At 44.4% G+C, this 25,536-nt stretch carries 15 protein-coding genes; 9 read left to right on the forward strand and 6 right to left on the reverse strand.

What is annotated here, in order from left to right:
• Window positions 1–143: 143 nt before the first annotated feature.
• The 3 genes from QM738_RS22820 to prmA all read right to left on the reverse strand — a co-directional run bounded on the left by QM738_RS22820 (window position 144) and on the right by prmA (window position 2,692).
• Entirely contained in the window at window positions 144–986 is an 843-nt protein-coding gene (locus QM738_RS22820; RefSeq protein ID WP_462279077.1) for a M48 family metallopeptidase, read from the reverse strand.
• A gap of 117 nt (window positions 987–1,103) precedes the next feature.
• A complete protein-coding gene (plsY, locus tag QM738_RS22825) occupies window positions 1,104–1,763 on the reverse strand; it encodes a glycerol-3-phosphate 1-O-acyltransferase PlsY (RefSeq protein ID WP_462279078.1) in 660 nt (219 codons plus the stop codon).
• Between the two features lie 113 nt (window positions 1,764–1,876).
• A complete protein-coding gene (prmA, locus tag QM738_RS22830) occupies window positions 1,877–2,692 on the reverse strand; it encodes a 50S ribosomal protein L11 methyltransferase (RefSeq protein WP_462279079.1) in 816 nt (271 codons plus the stop codon).
• Window positions 2,693–2,845: 153 nt separating this feature from the next.
• Here prmA and QM738_RS22835 point away from each other — a divergent pair, with 153 nt between their 5' ends.
• From QM738_RS22835 to QM738_RS22870, 8 genes are all read left to right on the forward strand, one after another.
• Window positions 2,846–3,397 (forward strand): RNA polymerase sigma factor, encoded by a 552-nt coding sequence (locus QM738_RS22835; RefSeq protein WP_462279080.1) that lies wholly within the window; start codon window positions 2,846–2,848, stop codon window positions 3,395–3,397.
• A complete protein-coding gene (locus QM738_RS22840) occupies window positions 3,390–4,094 on the forward strand; it encodes a hypothetical protein (RefSeq protein ID WP_462279081.1) in 705 nt (234 codons plus the stop codon). Before QM738_RS22835 ends, QM738_RS22840 begins: the two co-directional genes overlap by 8 nt.
• A gap of 8 nt (window positions 4,095–4,102) precedes the next feature.
• Window positions 4,103–5,332: a hypothetical protein gene (locus QM738_RS22845; protein WP_462279082.1), complete on the forward strand. Its 1,230-nt coding sequence runs from the start codon at window positions 4,103–4,105 to the stop codon at window positions 5,330–5,332.
• A complete protein-coding gene (locus tag QM738_RS22850; protein WP_462279083.1) occupies window positions 5,316–5,825 on the forward strand; it encodes a hypothetical protein in 510 nt (169 codons plus the stop codon). The genes QM738_RS22845 and QM738_RS22850 overlap by 17 nt, the downstream gene beginning before the upstream one ends.
• A 39-nt stretch (window positions 5,826–5,864) precedes the next feature.
• Complete coding sequence (locus QM738_RS22855) at window positions 5,865–8,678, forward strand: outer membrane beta-barrel protein (RefSeq protein ID WP_462279084.1); 2,814 nt, start codon at window positions 5,865–5,867, stop codon at window positions 8,676–8,678.
• Window positions 8,679–8,731: 53 nt separating this feature from the next.
• The gene (locus tag QM738_RS22860) at window positions 8,732–9,799 is read left to right on the forward strand and encodes a LacI family DNA-binding transcriptional regulator (RefSeq protein ID WP_462279085.1); all 1,068 of its coding nucleotides are present in this window, start codon (window positions 8,732–8,734) and stop codon (window positions 9,797–9,799) included.
• A gap of 144 nt (window positions 9,800–9,943) precedes the next feature.
• The gene (locus tag QM738_RS22865) at window positions 9,944–11,332 is read left to right on the forward strand and encodes a Gfo/Idh/MocA family oxidoreductase (RefSeq protein ID WP_462279086.1); all 1,389 of its coding nucleotides are present in this window, start codon (window positions 9,944–9,946) and stop codon (window positions 11,330–11,332) included.
• Window positions 11,333–11,514: 182 nt separating this feature from the next.
• Window positions 11,515–14,025, forward strand: coding sequence for a phosphocholine-specific phospholipase C (locus QM738_RS22870; RefSeq protein ID WP_462279087.1), 2,511 nt, complete (start codon window positions 11,515–11,517; stop codon window positions 14,023–14,025).
• Window positions 14,026–14,088: 63 nt separating this feature from the next.
• On the opposite strand, the gene QM738_RS22875 is transcribed toward QM738_RS22870, so the two are convergent.
• The gene (locus QM738_RS22875; protein ID WP_462279088.1) at window positions 14,089–15,369 is read right to left on the reverse strand and encodes a nucleoside permease; all 1,281 of its coding nucleotides are present in this window, start codon (window positions 15,367–15,369) and stop codon (window positions 14,089–14,091) included.
• A 199-nt stretch (window positions 15,370–15,568) separates the two neighbouring features.
• On the opposite strand from QM738_RS22875, the gene mqnE reads away from it, so the two are divergent.
• Window positions 15,569–16,738, forward strand: coding sequence for an aminofutalosine synthase MqnE (gene mqnE, locus QM738_RS22880; RefSeq protein WP_462279089.1), 1,170 nt, complete (start codon window positions 15,569–15,571; stop codon window positions 16,736–16,738).
• Between the two features lie 269 nt (window positions 16,739–17,007).
• Here mqnE and QM738_RS22885 read toward each other — a convergent pair whose 3' ends face one another.
• A complete protein-coding gene (locus tag QM738_RS22885; RefSeq protein ID WP_462279090.1) occupies window positions 17,008–18,039 on the reverse strand; it encodes a PorP/SprF family type IX secretion system membrane protein in 1,032 nt (343 codons plus the stop codon).
• Between the two features lie 93 nt (window positions 18,040–18,132).
• The gene (locus tag QM738_RS22890; RefSeq protein WP_462279091.1) at window positions 18,133–25,341 is read right to left on the reverse strand and encodes a PKD domain-containing protein; all 7,209 of its coding nucleotides are present in this window, start codon (window positions 25,339–25,341) and stop codon (window positions 18,133–18,135) included.
• Window positions 25,342–25,536 lie beyond the last annotated feature (195 nt).

Below are 25,536 nucleotides of genomic sequence, written 5' to 3' on the forward strand. Positions count from 1 at the left end.
TTTTCCGGAGGGGTTTAAGATCAACAACACATAGTTGTTTGCTAATGTAAATTTAAACAATATGTTTGGTAGATAAAAGTTTTGAGCAAAAAAACTCCGCAAAATGCGGAGTTTTTTCAAATAAATAATGATTTTGTAGTAATTTATTTAGAGGGGCCTACCGGTTTGTAGAAGCTCAGCGCCTCGTCCATATAGCCCTGTAATTTCTTGATCCTGTTCTCATCTGCCGGGTGGGTAGACAGGAATTCAGGTGGCTTTTGTGCACCGCCGGCGTTGCTGGCGTCTGCCATTCTTTGCCAGAAAGTGATGGCTTCCCGTGGGTTATAACCGGCCATGGCCGCAAATATCAGCCCGTAATGATCGGCTTCGTATTCCTGTTTCCGGCTGTTGGGCAGCAATACCCCTACCTGCGCACCGGGCGCAAACACATTATTAAATAAAGTATTGTATTTTGAATTACCCGAAGTGGCAACATTGCCTACCACCTGCAGGCCCTGCGCCACTGCGCCCTGGCTCATACGCTCGTTACCATGGTGCGCCACCGCATGCGTGATCTCGTGGCCCAGTACCACCGCCAGCGCCGCTTCATTCTGTGTTACGGGTAACAGGCCGGTATACACTACCACTTTACCGCCGGGCATACACCAGGCGTTCACTTCTTTATTATTCACCAGGTTGAACTCCCATTTGTAATTACTCAGTTCCTTGATCACATCCTGGTTGCCCTTTTGGGTATAATAATCATTGATGGCTTTGGCGATCCTTGATCCCACACGGCGTACCATTTCGGCATCTTTACTGGTGGTTTGACTTACCACCTGGTTCTGCGATAAGAATGTTTTGTACTCGGTGAGGGCCATCTCCTGCAGGCTGGATTCGGAGAATAATGCCAGTTGATTCCTTCCTGTAATATTGTTTTTAGGGCAGCCCGTAAACAGCGCGGCACTGCATGCTATAAAAGATAATTTGAGGAATACTTTTTTCATGTTTGTTTGGGTTTTAATTCACTAAACAATTGGCGTACCAATTTTATTAACTACAAATTACAAAATGTAATTTTCAGTTAAGACGTAAATTTTGTCCGGAAGGTTGTGAGCAGGAAATTATTCGTTGTCGTTGCGGCGGCGCGATTTTCTTCTGTCCCTGTGCTTCAGAATAGGCACACGGCTTTCTACACCACGCAGTATGCGGCCGATATTTTTTTGGTGGGTGAGTATTACCAGTGCGGCCACTATCAATGTAAACAAACGATATAAGAATTCGTGTTCGTTCCATATCCATAATACACCAATAGGCAGGAACATGGCTGCCAGTATGGAGCTTAATGAAACATAACGGGTAAGATACAATACCAGTAAAAACACTCCCACACAACTGATGGCTACTACCGGCTGTACTGCCAGCAGCATACCGAACAAGGTAGCCACGCCTTTACCACCTTTAAAGTTGGCGAAGATGGGAAATATATGACCAGCCACTGCTGCAAGGCCCAGGCCTATCATAAAGTTGGTGCGCTGTAATTCGTTGCTGAAATAATAGGGTAAACAATTATATAATGCTACTGCCAGTACGCCTTTTAAAATATCCATTATCATTACAATGGTGCCATACTTAGAACCCAGTACCCTGAAGGTATTGGTGGCGCCCATGTTACCACTGCCGTAGTCGCGGATGTCGATACCAAAGAATTTTTTGCTGATGATAAGTGCCGAAGGTATTGAACCAATTAAATATGCCAGAATTATAAGGAGTAATTCTTTCATGCTTTGCTTTGAGTTGAGTTGAACAATACAAAAATAACGAATTATTGATTTACATAACCTTAATTTAACAGGAATTCGTTAATAAGATTAACATATACAAAATAATTTAATGTTTATGAGGCCGAAGCCCTGATACAGAGCCAGTTGTTCTTTTCCTTCAATTCCTTAAAAACCAACCCATTAGCTACCAGCGAGGCTTTTATGGCCGCTTCGTCCGTAGATAGAACGCCGCTGAGCAGTATTTGCGTATGTGGGTAACTCACTGCGGCAATAGCAGCCATACTGGCCACCAGTACATTCAGGTTGATATTGGCCAGGATGATATCATATTTTCGCCCGGTGTCAACAGTATCTGCCTTTTGTACCACGATCTCCTGCGCATTATTAGTGGCTATATTTTCTTTGGTATTGTCAATACTCCATTCGTCGTTATCAATGGCCACAATGTCTGCAGCGCCCATTTTGTGGGCCAGTATGGCCAGTACACCGGTGCCCGTTCCAAAATCAAATACCGACTTTCCTTTAAGATCCAACCGGCTCATTTGTTCTATCATTAAAAATGTGGTGGCGTGGTGGCCCGTGCCAAAGCTCATTTTGGGTGTAATGATGATCTCGTATTGTACCTGCGTGGCCGGTGCATGAAAGGCGGCCCTTACCGTTGCAAAATCATTGATGACAACGGGCTCAAAGCTGCTCTCCCACTGCGCATTCCAGTTTTGCTGCTCAATGGATGATGTAGTGTAAGCCAGTCCTGCATCCCCTGCAATACCATCCAGCAATGTTTTATCAAACTGCTCTTCATCAATAAATGCCGACAGGTTTTGCCCGTTCTCTTCAAAGCCTTCGTAGCCTGTATCTGCCAGCTTCGCTATCAATATATCGTTCTGCTCGGCCGATACCCCGCTGAAACGCACTTCTGTATACCTCATGTTTTTTATTTGCACTAAGGTATTTCTTTTCTATAAGATATTGCCTGTCCTACCATATACGACAACTGTCGTATATTTGGCGGCTCATAAAAAAAGTTTAAACCCATTCCAACCTTTTAGTGGTTGGGCTCTCTTAATAACGTATTCTTTTAATTGACAGCGCCAACTAATATACAAACTGCAGTTATACAGCGGGCGGCCCGAGGGGATGCAGATGCACAGACCTGGCTTTACCAGCAATACAGTAAGGCGATGTTCAATATCTGTACCCGGATGACCGGCAACATTCCGCATGCGGAAGACCTGTTGCACGATGCGTTCATTATCGCTTTTAAAAGCCTGGACAGTTTAAAGCAACCGGAAGCATTTGCGGGCTGGTTAAAAAGAATAGTGGTGAATACCTGTATCAATCATTGCAAAAAGCACCTGCAATGGCACGAGTGGCACGAAGAGCAGCACGAACTGATACCGGATGAACCCACGGAATGGTGGACAACGATCAGCCTGAGCACAGTGCATAAGGAGATCAAAAATTTACCGGATGGTTGCCGCCAGGTATTTGTACTGTATGCTATGGAAGATAACAGCCATAAAGAGATAGCGGCACAACTGGGCATTACCGAAAGCACGAGTAAGAGCCAGTATCACCGGGCAAAGAAATTATTGAGGGAAAGGATCACCACACAAATTGTTACCAATGGATGATTTAAAAAAATACCTGCAGCAGCAGAAAGATGCAATGGACTTTGATACGCCTTCGCCCAATGTATTAAAGCGTATACAGGTACCCGTTATGGAAAGCAAAAAAGCGCCGGTACGTATGCTGTGGTGGCGTGTGGCGGCAGCGGCCTGCATTGTTACTGTACTGTCGCTGGGCGGCTGGTGGCTGCTGTATAATAAACCTGCACAGACTGAAAGACCCATAGCTGCTGAACCAGCTAAAGAAGCTGCGCCTGTTATTGCGAAAGCACAGGAACAACAGCCGGATACAATTAGGCCTGTGGCTTTGCCTGTAGCAGCAACTGCATCCAAAAAGAAAGCAGGAGAAAAGAAACTGCCCCTGCCCTACCAACTGTTGTATTCTTTTGAAAATAATTATACCCAACTGGTGAAACTGCAGTTAAAGGGTATCCGCTCCACACCGGTATATGGCGAGAGCGATGAATATTTTGCCGGCTTTAAACAAAACCTGCACCAACTGGAAACAGATGAAGCTTCTATAAAATCCAACATCAAAACAAACGGGTTGAACGATGTGCTGCTGGAACAACTGATCAATGTATACCAGCAAAAGATCGACCTGCTGAAAAACCTGCAACATGAAATGAACAGGATGAATAACAAAGTGAAAGAAAATGCACAACCGGATGATTCACTGAAAACCCATTTTATTACCATTTAATTACAGCCATGAAAAGTATATTCCAACGTTTTTTATTAATAGCCCTGCCATTATTCTTTTGCCTGGCAGCGGCTGCACAGAACAATGACAGCCTTCCAGGAGATGCAAAAAAGCTGATGGACAGCGCTTATAAATTAATGCATAAATATCACTACGTACCCGATACTGTGTATGCGAAAGGTACCACGACTACCATTAAACGAAAAGCAAGCCGGGATACCGTTAACGGCCGCATGATAGTAGATACTCCCCAAAAAAGAATGTATGTGCGGGCCAAAGCTTTTACTGCTGTAAAAGATACCCTGTTTACTAAGGAACATCGCACTTTTAAAACTGGCCGGTCGGCACAAAGTTTCACCTACGATTCTTTAAAATTCACCACCACCATCAGTGCGGATACTTTTCAAAAGTACAAATCGGTGCGGGGTGTGGTAAGAATGGATTCTTTAAAAAGAACCAAGGCCACCCGTAATTTACAGTACGATTCTTCGAGAAAATTATTGGGTCTTACCAAATCGCTGGAACCGCTCGGCAAATTCAAACTCACACTGGTGCAGATGGATTCGATGAAGAAAGTGATGTACGTGGAAGGCATCAAGGCCGATTCGGTAAAGTTTAAAAGCTACCTGCAGCATAAAAAAATGACTTTGCAGTTGCAAAAAGACACATTGCATACCAATACCCTTTTCCGTAAAAAAGAAGTATCGATGGAAGTGAACTGCAACGACGGTGATACGGTATACATTGAAAGCTATTACAGGAACATTACCATTAAAGTTACCGAAGCGCAAAAATTAAGGGTATACACTTTTGTTACCTATAAAGAACCTTTTAATGAAAAGGATAATGAAGTGTTGCAAAAGCTGGGCGTTGTGCTTACCCGGTCGCAAAATCATGTAATTGCTTCTATCAATGCCAAGGCCAATATAGCTGATACAGCGCTTTGCCCACAGCAGGATAAAGATATGGAACTGAAACGCCCCGTTTACATTGCGGTACCCGGCAACGTGGTGATCATTCTTAAAACAAAATACGTGGATACGAAAGTGGAGAATTATGTAAAGAATATCAATGCAGATATCAATAACGGTACACTGAAGCTGAAAGACGCCAGTGGCGTGGTCATCAAAAGCAAGTACGCCACTATTGAAGCAGCCGATATTCAGAATGCAAGACTAGATTCTGTGGAATACCAAATTCAATGCAAGCAACATTGTTACCATGTCGGTTGTCTCTAAATCATCCAACCTGCAACTGGACAATTGTGGAACTATGGATGTGACCAGTGTGAGTGATGTGTACAAGGTGGATAAGGCCGGCAGCATTTCGGGCAGCAAGGATTTTGGCAAACTGAATATCGAGAGCCTGAAAGATAAACTGGTATTGAGCGGGGCGAGTGCGGATGTAAAGATCAACAATTTCAGTTACGAGGCGCCGTTCATCAAAATTGACAGTAAATATGCCGACCTGAAATTACCTTTATACGACCAGAAAAACTACAGTGTGTATTATGAGGGAAGTTATAAGGATGTGAACAAAATATCTGCTGCTCAAAAACAAACTTTTACGGGTACGGTAAGCTTTGATGCTGCAATTCCAAAAGACAGTGTTGCAACATCGGGTAAGACCGGCACGGGTAAAATGAAATTTGAGGCAGTTGCCGGTGATGTAACCGGGAAACATACCAGGGTGGATATAACCTGCCCCTACTGCAACGTGGTTTTCAACTAAAGTATAGCATTAAAGTATAGCCATTTTTAATTTTTAAACATGAGAAACATCTTTCTGACCATTGTGGCCAGTATTGGCCTTTGTATTACCGCTACTGCACAGGGAACCCTTAAGGGAAAACTAATTGACTCCGCAGCAAAAACACCATTAGGACTTGCCACCGTTACCGTTTTCAGGGCGGCGGATACCAGCATCATCACTTACCGGCTCAGCAACCCGCAGGGCGAATTCAAAGTGCCCGGCATTCCGTATGATGTGAATTGCCGTATGGTGGTTTCGTTCAACGGCTACAGCGGTTACCGTAAAGAATTTATTTTAAAAGCAACAGATCCCATCCTGGACCTGGGCAATGTACCCATGGCCACTACTTCCAAAACCATGGATGAAGTGGTGATCTATGCCGAACGGCCACCGGTGGTAATGAAAAAAGATACGATCGAATTCAATGCCTCTGCTTTTAAAACTTTGCCGAATGCATTAGTAGAAGATCTTTTGAAAAAATTGCCCGGCGTGCTGGTGGATGCAGATGGTAACATTACCGTGAATGGCAAACCGGTGAACCGCATTTTAGTGGATGGCAAGACCTTTTTTGGTGACGATCCTAAAATGGCCACGAGGAACCTGCCTGCCAATGTAATTGATAAAGTACAGGTTACGGATGATAAAGAAGAACTGATGCGGAATGGTGATGACAATATCAATAATGTGGGTAAAGTGGTGAACATTACGTTGAAGAAGGGCGTTAAAAAAGGCTGGTTCGGTAAGCTGTATGCAGGTGCCGGCAGCGGCGAATTGTATGAAGCCGGTGGTATTGCGAATATTTACCGTGATACGGTTCAGCTGAGTATTTTGGGTTATGCCAATAATCTTAACAAGCCCGGCTTCAGCTATTCTGAACTGATGTCTTCCGGTGGTTTTGACAGGGTACGCAGCAACAGCGCCAGCAACAGCACCAGTGTATGGAACAGCAACAGCGGCAGTGGTATCTCTATCAACGGTATCAACTTTGGCGGCTCGCAGGGCTTTGGCGGCATCTCCACCAGCACCGGCGGCGGTTTTAACCTTAACCTTGCCCCTAATAAAAAGAGATCTTTTTACTTCCAGTATTTTAATGGCAATGTAAGGGCGCCTCGTGTAACCACTACCGATATTAACCAGTTCAGTAACGATACCATTGTAAACAATAATACCCTGCTTACCGGCGATATGGTAACACATGGCCATGTTTTTGGCGCAGGCGCTAAATTGAAACCCGATTCCGTTACCACGGTTTTACTGAATGCCAGTTTTTTACTGGGTATACAGGATGAGGACCGTTATAATAACATCACGGGCAGCAATAATAAAACAGGTCCGCTGAGTGAAGGACAGGTGACACAGTACAACGATGCCAACACATATATCTACCGCCATGGTGTTTACATCACCCATCTTTCCAAAACAAAAAAAGGAAGGCGCTATAACCTGAACCATAACCTGGAAGTGAATAACCGTTACAATGATTACACTTCTGAATCAGACATTCAATATTTTTATCCCAACAATTACGACAGCGTGTATGCGCAGTTGCGTAAAGAAAGAATACCGAGGACGGATGCCAATATTAATTTCAATTACAGCGAACCACTCAGCAAATCTTTTGCTTTGCGCATCAACGGCCGTTATGAATTCAGCAAGCTGAATAATGAAGTGAGCACCTACAACAAAAATACCGGCAGTGATAAATACGATGTGCTGAATAATTTACTCAGCAGCGATTTCAGGAGAATCAGCAACAGGGTATTTGTGGGCGCCGGCCTGGAATACAAATGGAAAGACCTGGTGATCACTCCCGGCTTCCGTTTCCTGCAGCAGAACGTGAACAACCGGTTGGTTTCTGCCAATACCATTATCAAGCAAAATCAAACCGACCTGCTGCCTTCTTTTTCTGTTGTGTACAAGCAATTGAGCCTGAACTACAGCAAGGATGTGATCCTCCCCTCTTTCAACTCCATCAATCCTGTAGCAGATATCAGCAATCCTTATTTCATTGTAAAAGGTAATCCCGATCTGTTACCTTCTGTAAGGAAGAATGTTTCGCTGAATTATTATTACAACGATACCAAACACTACCTGAATGTGGGCGGTTATATCAGTGGATCAGTTACCGATAATGATATCGTATCGAGTATTGTAGTGGATAGCAGGGGCGTACAGACCAGCATGCCTTTGAATGCCAACAAAAGCGAGAATTACAGCATGAACTGGAACCTGAACAAACAGTATAAATTAAAACAGAACAGGAGCTTTCGCTGGAATACCGGCAACTGGATGAATGTGACCAAGGGCCGCTTGTTTTACAATGGTACCGACAGCAGGCAAACCACTTTTAACTACAATCACTGGTTTGGTGTGGGTTTGAACCTGAATGATAAATTTGAATGGAGCATGAACTACAGTTTTGGCAAGAACTTTACCCGCTATACCAGCGACATGTTCAAAGACCTGAACATCACTTATCAAAACCTGGGAACTGATTTTGTATTGCGTATGCCCAAGCATTTGATATGGGAAACACAATTGACCTACCTGTACAACGGCAATATACCTGCGGGCATGCCAAAAGATGCGCTTAAATGGAATGCAGCGCTCAACATCACCATGCTGAAAAATGAAGTAGGTGTGTTAAGGCTGGCAGTGAATGACATACTGAACCGCAACACCAACATTTTTGTAAGCGCCAACCGCAATACCATTACCACTACACAGGGCAATATACTGGGCCAGTACTTTTTAGCCACTTTTACCTACAATGTAAGAGCAGCGGGACAGGCCAAGAAAAAAGTGGGCGGCAGGGATTTCTTTTTATTCTAACTTGTTCACTAACCCATCGTATAACGCCACCCCGCCGGGTGGCGTTATTGTTTATGCAGCAGCCAGCTATGTTTTATTATCTTGCAGGCGATCAATTAACCACAGTGGATAAAGTGCCAACCATTAAAGAGATCGCTAAAAGACTGAACGTATCGGTATCCACCGTTTCGAGGGCATTGAGCAACCATCCCCGTATAGGCCTGGGCACCCGGTTAAAAGTGCAACAGCTGGCCAAAGAATTGAATTACGAGCCCAATACACAGGCCATTTTCTTTAAGCAAAAACGAACTTTTGTTATCGGCGTCATTGTTCCCAATATCCGCGAAGATTTTTTCAGCCAGGCTTTGAGTGGTATTGAGTCCGTGGCGCTGCAGCATGATTACACCATACTTTTTGGCCAGAGCTACGACGAACTCAACAGGGAAATTAAAGTGCTGGATGCCATGCGCAAAAAAAGAGTGGATGGATTGATCATCTCTCTTTCCAAGCAAACCAATAAATACGATCACCTGGTGGCGTTGGATAAATACAAGATCCCCGTAGTGTATTTTGACAGGGTGCCCGCACTCCCCCATATCAATAAAGTGTATTGCAATCTTTATACCGGCACGGTGGAACTGATCGGCTGGCTTTTTGATAATGGTTATAAAAGAATTGCTTTGCTCAATGGTCCGGCCAAACTGCTGGCCAGTAAAGACAGGCTGAACGGTTATATTGAAGGCATATCGAAACACAAATTAAAAGTGGATATGCAAATGGTGGAAAGCACTGATTTTTCCAAAGAGAGCACCTGCAGCGCCATGGAAAAATTACTGGCCCTTAAAAAGAGGCCGCAGGCCATTATTGCTTTTAATGATTATGTACTGATGGATGCTGTGCAGTATGCAACAAAGCATGGCATTGCTGTGAACAAGGATATTGCTTTTGCCAGTTATGCCAACCTGCCCATTACTGGTTATACGGCTTTTCCTCCACTGGCTTCTGTGGAGCAGTATCCTTTGCAGCAGGGCGAAAAATCGATGGAGTTGCTGATACAACTTATCAGCAATAAGATAAACGACGATCCGGCTCCCGAACCGATAGTGGAAGAGATCGCTTCCACCCTTGTTACGCTTGCCTAATAACTGCTGCTATTATTGCGCAACCGTTTGCATCTGCTTTACTGCTGTTCCGCTGCATATTTTGTATTAATATTACAATTGTTGTAACCCGGCAAATGAATGAACGGCCCGTTACAACAGTTTGAATAACATTAAACAGGTAGCATGCTTTCAACTTTCAACCGCCGCAATTTCATTAAAACTTCTGCACTGACCGGGGCAGCTTTAACGCTCACCAATTCCATTAAAGCATTCAGCGCCGTTAAAAAAGATAAAGTTCGTATAGGCATTATCGGTACCGGCCTGCGTTCGCACGAGCACATGGGCAATTTTCTGCAAAGGGAAGATGTGGCGATCACCGCTATTGCCGATCCGCAACAGCGCAGTATTGACGAAGCGTTGAAAGTGTTTAAACAATACAACCGCCCCGAACCAGCCATTTACAAGAACGGCAATTACGATTATAAGAATCTTTTAAAAAGGGATGATGTGGATGCAGTAATGATCTGCTCTCCCTGGGAATGGCACAGCATACAGGCCATTGATGCCATGAATGCCGGCAAGATTGCAGGGGTGGAAGTTTGCGGCGCTGTTAAACTGCAGGAATGCTGGGATGTGGTGAATACTGCTGAAAAAACAAAGATGCCGCTGATGATGATGGAAAATGTTTGTTACCGCCGTGATGTGATGGCCGTGATGAACATGGTGCGCCAGGGCATGTTCGGCGAATTGCTGCATGGGCAGGGCGGTTATGAACACGACCTGCGGGGCGTATTGTTCAACGATGGCATCACCCCTTATGACAGTGGTGTGGAGTTTGGAAAGAATGCCTACAGCGAAGCGCAATGGCGCACGGAGCATAACCGCACCCGCAATGGTGAATTATATCCCACACATGGTTTAGGACCTGTGGCGGTAATGATGAATATCAATAAGGGCAACCGTCTTACCAAGTTATCTTCTATTGCCACCAAGGCCAAGGGTTTGCATAAATATATCGTGGAACATCCCAAGGGTGGACCGGATCATCCCAATGCCAAAGTGAATTTTAAATGCGGCGATATTGTGAATACGCAGCTGCAATGCGCCAATGGAGAAAGCATTTTACTTACGCATGATGTATCTTCTCCCCGCCCTTACAATTTAGGTTTTCGTGTACAGGGTACCGAAGGCTTGTGGCAGGATTATGGCAGCGGCGGCCCCAAACAGGGTTTCCTTTATTTTCAAAAACAGATGAACCACAGTCATAAATGGGACAGTACTGAAAAATGGCTGGCTGATTACGATCACCCGTTGTGGAAAAAATATGGCCAGCAGGCGGAAGGCGCCGGGCATGGCGGTATGGATTTTTTTGTGGACCATGCGTTTATTGAATGTATCAAACGCGGCGCCGATTTTCCGCTGGATGTGTATGATTATGCCACCTGGTACAGCATTACTCCATTGAGCGAAAAAAGTATTGCCGAAGGCGGCGCCCTGCAAAATATACCGGATTTTACAAGAGGTAAATGGAAAACAAGCAAGCAGATCTTTGCTTTGAATGATGATTATTGAAGTAACCCCGTTTTTAATATCAATATTCCTTTCTGAACATCCTTTGCCAAGACCATTTTTTTGCTTTATAAATAATTGTTACCTTTTATACTGTAAACAAAAAAGCGCCATATTAAAATTAGCTTTGACGGCCCGGTAATTCGGGCTTACAGTAAGTTCACACAAACACAAAGGTTACAGTAATGGATACACGCAGAAGCTTTTTAAAGAAAGCCGGCCTGCTTACCGGCGCCACCGGTCTGCTGCAGGGCCTCCCTCCCACGCTGCAAAAAGCATTGGCCATCGACCCAGAGCCGGGCAGCAGTTTTTACGATGCCGAACATATTGTTTTCCTGATGCAGGAAAACCGTTCCTTCGATCACACTTTTGGAACATTACAGGGAGTGCGTGGTTACAATGACCCCCGTGCCATCCATTTGCCCAATAACAATAAAGTATGGCTGCAGACCAATAAAAAGGGAGAAACCTTTGCGCCTTTTCACCTGGATATCAGGAACAGCAAGATAACCTGGATGGGCGGCTTACCGCATTCCTGGAGCGACCAGGTAGATGCCCGCAATGGTGGCAAGATGGATAAATGGCTGGAAGTAAAAACAACCGGCGAGCCTTATGAAGGCATGCCGATGACGATGGGTTATTATACCAGGGCTGACATACCGTTCTATTATGCGCTTGCAGATGCATTCACGGTATGCGATCATAATTTCTGCTCTTCCCTTACCGGTACTACGCCTAACCGTTTGTATTTCTGGAGCGGTACCATCAGGGAAAAAATGGAAGCTGCTTCCGAAGCAAAAGTTTGGAACCAGGATGCTGATTATGGCCAGGGCGAAGTGCACTGGAAAACCTATCCTGAAAGACTGGAAGAGAATGGCATTTCCTGGAAAGTGTACCAGAACGAGATCTATTCACCGGTTGGCCTGGGAGAAAAACAATCCTGGCTGGATAATTTTGGCGATAACCCGCTGGAATATTTTCCGCATTACCATGTCCGGATGACACCGGAATATATTGCTTATTTGCCTGAGCAGGTACGCCAGCTTCAGGAAGAGATTGCTGCAATGCAAGCAAAGTTACCTGCCGATGGTACTGATAAAAAAGCCTTAAACGAAATTGTTGAACGTAAAAAAAGACTGGCCGCTTTGCAGGAAGAGCAAAAGATATTTACAAAAGAGAATTTTGACAAGCTTACAGCGCACCAGAAAAATATCCATAAAAAAGCGTTTACTAATAACCGTAATGATCCACACTATCACGAACTGGAAACGATGCAGTATGCTGATGGCAATACCACGAGGGAAATAAATGTTCCCAAAGGAGATGTGCTGCACCAGTTCCGGGAAGATGTGAAGAATGGCCAGTTACCAACTGTATCGTGGCTGGCAGCGCCGGAAGCATTTTCTGATCATCCCAGCGCTGCCTGGTTTGGTGCCTGGTATACCAGTGAAGTAATAGATATCCTTACGCAGAACCCGGAGGTTTGGAAGAAAACCATCTTTGTACTTACCTACGATGAGAATGATGGTTATTTTGATCATGTACCACCATTCGCCGCTCCTAATCCTTACGAAGCTAATACAGGCAAGGTTTCTGCAGGTATCGACAGCACAGTGGAATTTGTGCGCAGCAGCGAACAATCGTCCGGTAAAAAATACAGCAGGGAAAGCAATATTGGCCTGGGCTTTCGTGTACCGATGGTGATCGCATCACCGTGGACAAGGGGTGGTTTTGTTTGTTCGGAAGTATTCGATCATACTTCATCATTGCAGTTCCTCGAAAACTTTTTAGAAAAGAAAACGGGCAAAAAGATCCAGGAAGAAAATATCACGGCATGGAGGCGCACGGTTTGTGGCGATCTCAGTTCTGCTTTCCGTACTTACAATAATGAAAAGATCGGCATGCCGGAGTTTTTGGAAAAAGAAAAATTCATACAGTTGATATACAATGCCAAATTCAAAGAGGCGCCGGGCAATTTCAAAGCTTTGACTGCCGCTGAAAAAACAGCGATCAATGAAGGAACCTTAAACGCTTTATTACCGGTGCAGGAAAAAGGCACCCGTGCTGCCTGCGCCCTTCCCTATGAACTATATGTGAATGGCACACTCGGAAAAGATAAAAAACATTTCGAGATCAGTCTTCAAGCCGGCAATACTGTTTTTGGCGCATCAGCCGCTGGTTGTCCTTTTTATGTGTATGCAGTAAATGCAAAAGAGCAATGGCTGGATGTAAGCAGGGATTATGCAGTGTCTGCAGGCGATACTTTAAAAGACGAATGGCTGGTGGACAAATTCGAGAATAATATTTATCATTTAAAAGCTTATGGACCCAATGGTTTTTTCCGTGCTTTTAAAGGCCATGCAGCAGACCCGCTTATTGATGTGCAATGCGATTATGAACGTTCTAAACTGAACACAAAAAAACTAACGGGCAATATTATTTTCCGCATTACCAATAGAGATACCAAGGCTGTAACAGTTGAACTGGCAGACAATAGTTATAACACCGGCAAACGCAGCAATACCATTGCAGCCGGTGCAACCTCAACAGTAGTGATGGATCTTGAGAAAAGTTTTGGCTGGTATGATGCCAGCATTAAAATTAAAGGCTTCGAGTTTTTTGAACAGCAGTTTGCAGGGCATGTGGAAACGGGTGCAATCTCGAAGACAGATCCGCTGATGGGCGGCGTGATCTAAACCCCACTTCTTTATAACAAAAATCTCCGGCTATTCACCGGAGATTTTTTATTGAGAAAACGTTTACTCTGTGGGTAACAAAGGCTCGGGATGCGTATTTTTTATTGCATTAGGATCGTGCTTGTATTTGAAGAGTAATAAGAAAAATACGGCGATCACAAAAGCGTAGGCTGCAAATGAGAACCAGATGTTCGGCCAGTTCTTTATGCCTGCTGCATCAGTAAAATGATCCACCACTTTACCTGCAAATAATCCTCCCAGTATTGCTCCCAATCCATTTGTCATTAACATAAATAAACCCTGTGCGCTGGACCTGATATTGGGCTTCGCTTCTTTATCTACAAACAATGAACCGGATATATTGAAGAAATCAAAAGCCATTCCATACACGATCATCGACAGCAATAACAGCCACATGCCCGAACCCGGGTTGCCGATACCAAATAAACCAAACCTTAATACCCATGCCACCATGCTGATGAACATCACCCATTTAATGCCAAAGCGTTTTAAGAAGAATGGTATGGCGAGGATGAATAGTGTTTCGGAATATTGAGAAATAGAAATTAAAATGTTGCTGTGTTTTACTGCAAAGCTGTCGGCGTATTCCGGCACGTTTGCAAAATCGCCCAGGAAGGGATTACCGAACATATTGGTGATCTGCAATGCCGCTCCTAAAAACATGGCAAACAAAAAGAACTTTGCCATGATGGAACTTTTGAATAACTGGAATGCATCGAGCCCTAAGCGGCTTGATAAAGATTTTTTTTCTGTTGACCTGCTTACTTCCACAGCAGGCATACTAAAGCAATATAAACCTGTAAAGACGGATGCAACTGCTGCAAAATAAAACTGGTGGTTGTTCTTGGTCCAGCCCAGCAGGTCCACCGCAGTTTCGGCCACAATAAAACCAACCGTACCAAAAAAACGGATCGGCGCAAAGGACTTTTGTATATCAATATTGTTTTTACTCAACAGGCTGTAAGAAACTGAGTTGCTCAATGCAATGGTTGGCATATAAAAACTGCTCACTAAAAAAATGGCCCAGTACATATCACCAGCATTGGTAACAGTGCTTGCATAATACAAAGCAGCGCCGCCCAGTATATGACAGATACCCAACACAATTTCCGCCCGCAGGTATTTATCTGCCAGGATGCCCATTAAAGCAGGCATAAATAAAGATGCCCACCCCATGGTGCCATACGTATTGCCGATCTTGGAACCAATATTGGCCTCGGTGCCGAAGTTCACGAACATATATCCGCCGAGAGAAATAAGCCAGATACCCCAGATAAAAAATTGCAGAAAGCTCATTACGGTGAGCCGGATCTTGATGACCATATCAGTGCGTTTAGTTTAGATTTGGAAGATATACAATTATTTTGAAATCACGTGTCAATACTGCTTTGATTTTAAGCTGGTAAATATGCATGAAAAGATGCAAGTGAAGAAGCTGTTAAATATCATTTACAGCAGTAAGGGTTCAAAAAATAAATGTTGCAACTTCTATTATCACCGTAACTTTGCAAAAATTAATACCATGAGCAGTTCTGTAGATACCCTTATCAATAATACTACCGATACCACCTTAAAAAATATTGCCCAAAAAGTAAAAGCCGGAACAAGGATCACTGATGAAGAGTGTATAGCACTTTTTGAAAGAGGCAGCCTTGCTTTTGTAGGCACGCTGGCCAATTTTATCCGCGAAAAACTGCACGGCGATAAAACTTATTTCAACCGCAATTTTCATATTGAGCCAACGAATGTCTGTGTGTTCAGCTGTAAATTCTGCAGCTACAGCAGGCTGTATGCGCATAAGGAAGAAGGCTGGGAACTGAGCATTGACCAGATGCTGGATATTGTAAAGACCTACGATGGTAAACCTATTACCGAAGTACATATTGTAGGTGGCGTGCATCCTAAAATGAATATGGCTTATTTTATTGAGCTGATGCAGAAGATAAAAGCACACCGCCCGGAACTGCATGTAAAAGCATTTACTGCAGTGGAACTGGATTATATGTTCCGTAAAGCAAAACTATCGGTAGCTGAAGGTATGAAGCAGCTGCACGAAGCAGGACTGGACAGCTTACCCGGTGGCGGTGCGGAGATCTTTCATCCTGAGATAAGAGAACAGATAGCCGGTGATAAAGTGGATGCGGACGGTTGGCTCGCCATTCATGAACAGGCGCACCAATTAGGCATGCACAGCAATGCTACCATGCTGTACGGCCATATTGAAAAATACGAACACCGTGTGGGCCATATGCGCAGGCTGCGTGACCTGCAGGATAAAACAAAAGGCTTTAATACTTTTATCCCTTTAAAATTCCGCAACAGCAATAATGATATGAGCCATGTGCCGGAAAGCAATATCAACGAGGATATGCGCCTGTACGCCATTGCAAGGATATACCTGGACAATTTCCCGCACCTGAAGGCTTACTGGCCAATGCTGGGCCGCCAGAATGCACAACTTACATTGAGCTTTGGCGTGAATGATATTGACGGTACGATCGACGACAGTACCAAGATATACAGCATGGCGGGCAGCGAGGAACAAACGCCCAAAATGAGCACGGCAGAACTGGTAACGCTGATAAAACAGGTAAAAAGGCAGCCCGTGGAAAGGGATACTTTATACAACGTGGTAAAAGACTTCAGTGATGTGGTGTTTACAGATGGCGATGCACTGGCACAACTGAATTAAATATACGGGTACGCTGTACCGTTATATGGCAATGGAAGGAGTAAGTGTAAGTTGAAGAAGAACGGTCCTTGTTTGGATGAATGTAATTGAGGTCAGGGTATCAATATTTAACAAACAATATGGTGATCAGTGTAAAGATCACTACAAACAGTACAAGGCACGCAACAATAAGGAATGAAATGGCTCTCATAAAAGTTGGATTTTCTTATTAATGGCCAAAAACCATACCAATGGCGGGTTTTGTTGAAAAAATAAGCACCTGATTATACTTAGTAAAACAACGGGCATTTTACCTTGTTGGCCGAGGTATTATACCTGTTGTTAAAAGTCTTGTACGACAGCGTTAATTCAAATGCGCCCCTGTATTGCGAGGCTGTTTTTAACTTGCTACTGTTAACATCATACGATAAACCTACACTGTAATCATAATAGTCCAGTTTTACCACGGGTGTAAAAGCATCTTTCCACCTGTAAAACACGCCGCCTGAAATACTCACTTTCTGATCTTCGTCATACTGTACAAAATCGTGGTTGAGCATTAAGCCGCCCTGGCCTTGTCTTGCACCACCCTGCATAAAATAATCCACGTAAAATATCATCCTGTTATCATCACTCATGGGCGCTGCAAAACCCGCATTCACCACCCATTTTTTATTCAGACTGATATCATTTAATTTTTGAAACGCCACCTTGGGTTGTGTAAAATGGAACAATCCCAAACCAAAATAATAATGCGTTCCTTCACCGGCCACGCTGCTGAAGCAAAGACCTGCTGCAGCATCCCAGTAAGTTAGATTAGTACTGGTAAAAGTTTGCTTGGTGGGATTGGATGCACTGTAAGCGCCGTTCACATACTGATCGTCGAAGGCCAGTTTGGACGGATCGAATTTCTGCATTACCGGGCCGCCCATAAAACCTGCAGACAGGTAAGTATTTTTATCACCATTCAATGATTTATGATAATTGAATACCGGGAAAGCCTGTGTACGGCTCAATTTGGAGTCACCGGCAACATCATTCGTTAATTGTAACCCATAGGTAAAAAAATCATCTGAATTCTCCCCCACCGGCTTTTTGAATTCGCCACCCAGTGCAAAAGTTCTGTACGGTACGGTAACACTCTGCCACTGGTTGCGGTAAGCAGAAGTGATCCTGATATCACCGGCAAATATACCGGCAAGAGATGGGTTCCTCAGCAACGGTATATCGTAGAACTGGGAGAAATTAATATCCTGGCTATTGGCAGCTTTTGCCAACAGGGACACTGCTAACAGCAGGAAGATCTTTTTAATTGGTTTCATGTGCAGCTGTTTATTGTTTGGCCACATGGTATTTGCCTTTGGCTACAGGTTTATTCAAACATACAGCCGGGGCTTACTTCATAGGTTATAAAATTATTTCAATATCGTAACATTTCCTTTGTACGTGTATGGTATACCGTTATCACAGTACACTTCGGCAGTGTACACAAACACATCCGGTGTTGCAGGCACGCCCCTCACCTTTCCATCCCATCCAAACTTAGGATCATCGGGAGAGAAATTCTCTTTCTCAAACACCAGCTCACCCCAACGGTTGAAGATGCGGAATGATTTTACAGTGATACCGCGGCCACGCACCATCAATATATCATTCAGGCCATCACCATCCGGCGTGAACGCATTCGGTATAAATACCTGGGCGCTCTTACAGATAGAGTTGATAAAGATGGAATCAACTGCTTTACAGCCATACACATTCGTTACTTCCACTGCATAGAAAGAATTACCTCTTACAATGGTGGATGGTGTAGCACAATTGTTACAGCTCAGGTCGCCTGATGGTGACCACATATAACTGATGATCGGTCCGTTTTGTGTAATGGCATTCAAGGTTAAATGCGTTCCGGTTGACAGTACCTTGTCCGGCCCCAGGTTAACTGTTGGCTTAGGCCCTACCACGATCGTTACATAACCGGTATCGGTAAAGCAACCATAGCCGTCGTAACCTACCACACGGTATTGTGTGGTCACGTTTGGCCTTGCAGTTGGGTTAGGTATGTTCACCCTGTTCAATGCAAATGGTGGCGACCATAAATAACTGTTGGCTTTATAAGCGTTCAGGTTGATGCTTTCCCCCACACAAATAGTATCGTTTGGCGAAACCTGCATTTTAAATGGTTTGATCACATTCAATACCACAGAATCAAAGCCCGGGCAACCGTACTGGTTGGTTCCTTTTACCCTGTAAATAATAGAATCTACCGGTGTTGATAAAGGAGCAGGACAATTTGAACAGGTTAAATGATCGGTCGGTGTCCAGGTATACTGTGTTGCACCCGTTGCATTTAATTGTACTGATTTGCCCAGGCAAACAGTGGTATTATTGCTTGCATCAACCGATGGTGTCGGGTTGATGGTAATAGTAAACGTTTTAGGCGTACCGCTACAGGTTGATGTAACAACCGGTGTTACAGTAATTGTAGCAGTGATCGGGCTGGCCGTATTATTCACTGCGATAAATGGTGTGATAGTACCCGTACCGCTGGATGGTAAACCAATTGCAGCGTTGCTGTTCGTCCATTCGTAAACGGTACCTGCCACATTACCATTAAAGCTGATGCTGTTGATAGTAGCGCCATTACATACGGCCTGGCTGGCAGGCTGCACCACATTCGGCAATGGATTAACAGTGATCACGAAAATCTTGGCAGGCGCAGCACAACTGTTGTAAGTTGCTTTTACCGTAATGGTGGCATGTGCTACGGTGGCGCCATTACTGAATGCCTGGAACGATGGGATATTGCCCGTACCATTGGCTGCCAAACCTATTGAAGGCGCCGTATTCGTCCAGCTGTAAAGTGTACCTGCAACAGGACCACTAAAGTTAACAGGACTGGTATAGCTTCCGTTACACAATGTTTGATCCGAAGGTTGTGCCACATCCGGCATTGGATTAACGGTGATGGTAAATACTCTTGGTGTACCGCTACAGCCATTGTAGTTAGGCGTAACCGTTATAGTGGCTGTATTGGTGGCAGTGCCGTTGCTGCTGGCTGCAAATGCAGGAATATTGCCGGCACCACTGGCTGCAAGGCCAATAGATGGATTATTATTCGTCCAGCTGTACACAGTTCCACTTACTGTACCGCTGAAGTTAATGGCAGTTGTATTGCTGTTGTTACACAATGTTTGATCAGCAGGCTGCAATACATTCGGCGATGGATTAACAGTAATAGTAAAAGTTTTAGGCGTACCCGGGCAACTGTTGGTAACAGGTGTTACTGTAATAGTTGCTGTGGTGGTACTGTTACCACTGGTGGTTGCTGCAAACGATGGGATATTACCTGATCCACTCGCTGCCAAACCGATAGCAGGGTTATTATTGGTCCAGTTATAAGTGGTGCCGCTTACCGCGCCGGTAAAGTTGATAGCTGCACTGTTGCTGCCGCTGCACAATGCCTGGTCGGCTGGTTGCGCCACATCAGGTACAGGGTTAACAGTAATAGTAATTGTTTTGGGGGTACCCGTACAGGTACCGAATACCGGTGTAACAGTAATGCTGGCAACATTTGTATTGGCACCATTACTTAAAGCAGTGAACGATGGAATATTACCACTGCCGCTCGCTGCAAGACCTATAGAAGGATTATTGTTTACCCAATTATAAACTGTACCCGGAACTGCGCCACTGAAATTAATAGCTGCGGTATTGCTGTTATTACACAATGCCTGGTCGGCAGGTTGTACCACGTCCGGTGTTGGGTTAACAGTAATGGTAAATGTTTTTGGAGGAGCCGCACAACCATTGAAGGATGGTGTAACAGTAATGGTTGCTGTTGCTGCAGATACTCCATTGGCAGCTGCCTGGAACGATGCAATATTGCCATTTCCGTTGGCTGCAAGACCGATCACTGTATTCGTGTTGGTCCAGTTGTAAACAGTGCCGCTTACAGGACCATTGAAATTAATGGGCGATGTAAAGCTGCCACTGCAAAGATCCTGGTCAGCCGGTTGATTCACCGCAGGTACAGGGTTTACAGTAATGGTAAATGTTTTAGGCGTACCGGCACAACCATTGATGGTTGGTGTAACGGTGATGGTAGCTGTATTGGAGCTGCTGCCATTACTGCTGGCAACAAACGAAGCTATATTGCCTGTTCCGTTAGCCGCTAAACCTATCGAGGTATTGCTGTTGGTCCAGTTATAGATGGTACCACTTACAGGGCCACTGAAATTGATCGCAGCAGTGTTGCTGTTATCGCATAAGGCCTGATCTGCTGGTTGTGCCACAGCAGGTGAAGGACTGACTGTTATTGTAAATGTTTTTGCAGGCGATGAACAGCCATTCAGTGATGGCGTAACAGTGATGGTAGCTGTTGTTACAGCGTTTCCACTGGCCAGTGCCTGGAAGGAAGGAATATTGCCCGAACCATTTGCAGCAAGACCGATAGCGGTGTTATTGTTGGTCCAGCTGTATACAGTACCACTTACAGGGCCGCTGAAATTCACTGCTGTTGTAAAGTTGCCACTACACAAGGCCTGGTCTGCAGGTTGGTTCACCGCAGGTACAGGATTAACGGTAATGGTAAATGTTTTAGGAGTACCGGGGCAACCATTCACAGTTGGAGTAACAGTAATAGTTGCGGTATTAGCGGTATTACCATTGCTGCTGGCTGCAAACGAAGCGATATTGCCGCTGCCGCTGGCTGCAAGCCCGATAGATGTATTGCTGTTGGTCCAGTTATAAACGGTACCGCTTACACTACCACTGAAATTGATAGCAGCAGTGTTGCTGTTATCACACAATGCCTGGTCTGCAGGTTGCAACACGTTGGGTGTTGGGTTAACCGTAATAGTAAATGTTTTTGCCGGAGATGCACAACCATTCAATGATGGTGTAACAGTAATGGTTGATGTTGCAACATTATTTCCATTGGCCGATGCCTGGAATGCTGCAATATCGCCGGTGCCACTTGCTGCTAAACCGATCACAGTATTGCTGTTGTTCCAGCTGTATAAAGTTCCTGTAACAGGACCTGTAAAATTAATAGGCGATGTAAAGCTGCCACTGCACAATTGCTGATCTGCAGGCTGATTTACTGCCGGTACAGGCTTAACGGTAATGGTGAATGTTCTCGGTGTACCGGGACAACCATTCATCATCGGTGTAACCGTGATGGTAGCCGTATTATTGCTGTTGCCATTGCTGCTGGCAGTAAATGAAGGTATATTTCCATTACCGCTTGCGGCAAGGCCGATAGAAGTATTGCTGTTGGTCCATTGATACACCGTACCACCTACTGTACCACTAAAGTTAATTGCTGCCGTATTGCTGTTATCGCACAAAGACTGGTCTGCCGGCTGCGCTACGTTTGGCGCAGGATTAACGGTGATGGTAAATGATTTAGGAGGTGCAGTACATCCATTGATGGATGGAGTAACGGTAATGGTAGCCGTTGCAACCGAACTGCCATTGGATGATGCCTGGAACGAAGGTATATTACCCGTACCATTAGCCGCCAATCCTATTATGGTATTACTGTTGGTCCAGCTGTACAAAGTGCCTGCAACAGGTCCGCTGAAATTAACGGCTGTTGTATAATTACCACTACACAGGTCCTGGTCGGTTGGTTGGTTCACCGCCGGCATTGGATTAGCTGTAATGGTAAATGTTTTAGGTGTACCCGGGCAACCATTCATCATAGGTGTTACAGTGATGGTGGCTGTATTCACTGTACCGGCATTACTGTTAGCCGTAAACGAAGGTATATTACCGGTACCGCTTGCTGCAAGACCGATGGAAGTATTATTATTGCTCCACTGGTACACTGCTCCTGCTACTGTACCGCTGAAGTTGATCGCTGCTGTATTGCTTCCTGCACACAAAGTCTGGTCCGTTGGCTGCGCCACATTCGGCGTTGGATAAATAGTTATTATAAAAGTTTTTTGCGGACCAGGACAACCACTTGCCACAGGTGTTACCCTTATGGTTGCATTGGCTGTAGTGGTGTTATTATTAATTACCTGGAACGATGGTATATTACCACTGCCGCTCGCAGCAAGCCCGATAGAAGGCGCTGTGTTGGTCCAGTTATAGATCGTTCCTGCAACAGAGCCGGAGAAATTGGTGGCAGCAGCAAAATCGCCATTGCACAATGTTTGTGATGGAGGCTGCAATACATCCGGTGTTGGATGAATAGTAACGGTATGTGTAGTGGTATCAAAACAACCGTTTACTGTACCTACGATCAATTGTATCGTATATACACCCGGTGTTGCAAAATTCACCACAAAAGAACTGCTCGCTCCTATCGCACCATTGGAAGAGGTCCAGTGATAATAATTAATCGCATCAGCAGACACTACGTTGCTGTTAAACGTAACCGGCACACTTTGACATTGGTCTGTATCGCCATCAATAGCGGCAACCGGTACATTGTTCACCTGCACGGTGATCTGCTTTGTAACAACATCGTTACAGCCACTGTTGCCATTTACAGTTAAAGTAATGGTATAAGTTCCCGATGTGGTATAAGTATGGCTTACATTGATGCCTGATCCGGTGGTACCATCGCCAAAATCCCATTGCCGCGAGGTAATGCCGAAATAGGCTGATGATGTATCCCTGAAATTAACAGTAGTGCTGCCGCAGGTTTTTACATCACTGTAAATAAATCCTGTTTTAAGCTGGTCGATCTTGATCGTATCAAATATAGGCAGTGGCGTTTCGCAACCACTCAATGCTTTAATGGTGAGTTTGGGGATATAAGTTCCCGGTGCGGTGTACACATGCACGGGGTCCACCTGCGTGGTATGTAATATAGTACCATCGCCAAAATCCCATATCAGTGTATCTGCATTACTTACAACAGCATTGAACTGCACGGATGGGTTACTGCAATAGGTGCCACCTGTAAATGAAAAACTTCCCGCAGGCTGCACTACAGAAACCAGCTGCACCGTATTACCGATACAACCTCCCGGCATTACCACATGCAGGCTTACCAGGTAACTTCCTGCAGCTGTGTAAGTATGCGTTACCGTATCGCCGCTGCCGGTAGTGCCATCACCAAAATCCCAGATGGCTGTTTGCGAAGGCACATCACGGTTATAAAAAGTAAATGTATGCGGTGCGCAAAGTCCTAATGTATCTGATTGCGTAAAATGCGCTGTAAACTCGCCGGTGATCTTTACCGGTATCGTATCCAGGCAACCAAAATTGTTGAAAGGGATCATCTCCAGCCATACGGTAGTGTTTACCTGTGGTCCGGGATTTAACACAACATGCTGACCGGTAGCCAGTAAAGTATCAAAGGTCTGGTTCCACCAATTATATATCTGGAAACCCGGAGGTGCATCCAGTGTAGTAATATGCGGATCAGCACAATCATAATCCATTGCAACAGATTGTCCGCAAGGTTTTTCAACATCTATATAAGAATAACCCCAGTGGCCTTTCCTTACACAGTCGGCATTATTAAATTCCAGGATCATGGTTTTACCTGCATATCCTCTTAAACTTAAAAACACCGATGACCATGGTTTATAAATAACGCCTGTATCTACTGTAGAACGGGTAAATCCGGGCAGGCCGGATGTAGAAACATATTCAAAAGATGCACAATCAACATAGCTGTTGGCGGCAGAGTCAAACACTTTTACCTGGAACCTTGGTTGCGACCAGAGTGTATGACCCGGATCTTCAAACACCACAGCATAATCGTACTTGATAGAAAAGTTAGAATCATTCAGCGGCACATGGATCTTATATTTCACACCTTCTGCTTCACCACCTATCTGTGTATTACCCAGTCTTAACGCAAAATTGCTCCCGTCGGGAGGATTGGTGGGGAACAAACCATAAGGGTCAATTGCAGAGGGTAATACTTTATTATACAAAGTATGACGGTTAGGTGTTGGCGGAGATGGATTCAACGTGATCACGTTCACGTTCACAATAGAATCCACATGGCCGATATAACAATCCCAGTTAAAGAAAGAACCGTATTCAAAATCGATATTATCAGGACAGATAGTAATGGTACTGGTAGCTGAATTAGCCGTAGTATGATAAGGCGCCGCATTGCTGGCTGGCGCCTGTTTATTGTTTTGTGTCTTATCAAATATTACTTCTCCGTTGATATTGATCGTTCCTGTTCTTTCGTTCTTCTCAATTTTAGCAATACCGTTTTTAAATCCGTAAAATACATTTACATCCAGCGCTTTTACTACCTGCGCTTGGGTATTGATCAACCACCATCTTTTATTGCCAAAAACACCCGTGATGTTTTCAGTAAAATCAAAAACGATGTCATATTTAAAAGGAATTATTACAGTGCCTGATTCATCAATAAAACCCCATTTGCCGTCTTTTTTAACGGCAGCAAGATGATTTTTGAAATTCCTGGCAGCTTCAAATTGCAGCGGAGTTACCAGGTTACCAGACTTATTGATGAAGGAGAATTTCCTGTTTTGTAAAACCCTTGCAAAACCATTTACAAATGGTTCCTGCTCATCCCACTTGGTTTTTTGTGCGGATGGGGTTGCTTTAGCGGTAACAGCCTCCTGTGCAGAAGCGTTTAAAGAAAGCAGTAAAATAAAAAAAAGTACATATTTACTCATAGGCAGGGATTTCGAATTAAAATTCATTGCTATTGCCAGCTTGAGTTTGGTTTATTAATAGGATAAGCACATAACGCAGCAGGATAGCTTTTTATTTCCTTTAAGATTGGGATTTTTTTAACAGGGGCCGGCAGAGAGGGTTTGTGCGCAGGTATTATCGTAAAAATACGTAAAAAACAAGGAGTTAAATCCTCT

The organism is Ferruginibacter sp., assembly GCF_049840995.1.
GTDB lineage: Bacteria > Bacteroidota > Bacteroidia > Chitinophagales > Chitinophagaceae > Ferruginibacter.

Coding starts and splice junctions, on each gene's coding strand:
- QM738_RS22820 (WP_462279077.1), bottom strand. CDS start 986: ATGAAAAAAGTATTCCTCAAATTATCTTTTATAGCATGCAGTGCCGCG.
- plsY (WP_462279078.1), bottom strand. CDS start 1,763: ATGAAAGAATTACTCCTTATAATTCTGGCATATTTAATTGGTTCAATA.
- prmA (WP_462279079.1), bottom strand. CDS start 2,692: ATGAGGTATACAGAAGTGCGTTTCAGCGGGGTATCGGCCGAGCAGAAC.
- QM738_RS22840 (WP_462279081.1), top strand. CDS start 3,390: ATGGATGATTTAAAAAAATACCTGCAGCAGCAGAAAGATGCAATGGAC.
- QM738_RS22845 (WP_462279082.1), top strand. CDS start 4,103: ATGAAAAGTATATTCCAACGTTTTTTATTAATAGCCCTGCCATTATTC.
- QM738_RS22850 (WP_462279083.1), top strand. CDS start 5,316: ATGTCGGTTGTCTCTAAATCATCCAACCTGCAACTGGACAATTGTGGA.
- QM738_RS22855 (WP_462279084.1), top strand. CDS start 5,865: ATGAGAAACATCTTTCTGACCATTGTGGCCAGTATTGGCCTTTGTATT.
- QM738_RS22860 (WP_462279085.1), top strand. CDS start 8,732: ATGCAGCAGCCAGCTATGTTTTATTATCTTGCAGGCGATCAATTAACC.
- QM738_RS22865 (WP_462279086.1), top strand. CDS start 9,944: ATGCTTTCAACTTTCAACCGCCGCAATTTCATTAAAACTTCTGCACTG.
- QM738_RS22870 (WP_462279087.1), top strand. CDS start 11,515: ATGGATACACGCAGAAGCTTTTTAAAGAAAGCCGGCCTGCTTACCGGC.
- QM738_RS22875 (WP_462279088.1), bottom strand. CDS start 15,369: ATGGTCATCAAGATCCGGCTCACCGTAATGAGCTTTCTGCAATTTTTT.
- mqnE (WP_462279089.1), top strand. CDS start 15,569: ATGAGCAGTTCTGTAGATACCCTTATCAATAATACTACCGATACCACC.
- QM738_RS22885 (WP_462279090.1), bottom strand. CDS start 18,039: ATGAAACCAATTAAAAAGATCTTCCTGCTGTTAGCAGTGTCCCTGTTG.
- QM738_RS22890 (WP_462279091.1), bottom strand. CDS start 25,341: ATGAGTAAATATGTACTTTTTTTTATTTTACTGCTTTCTTTAAACGCT.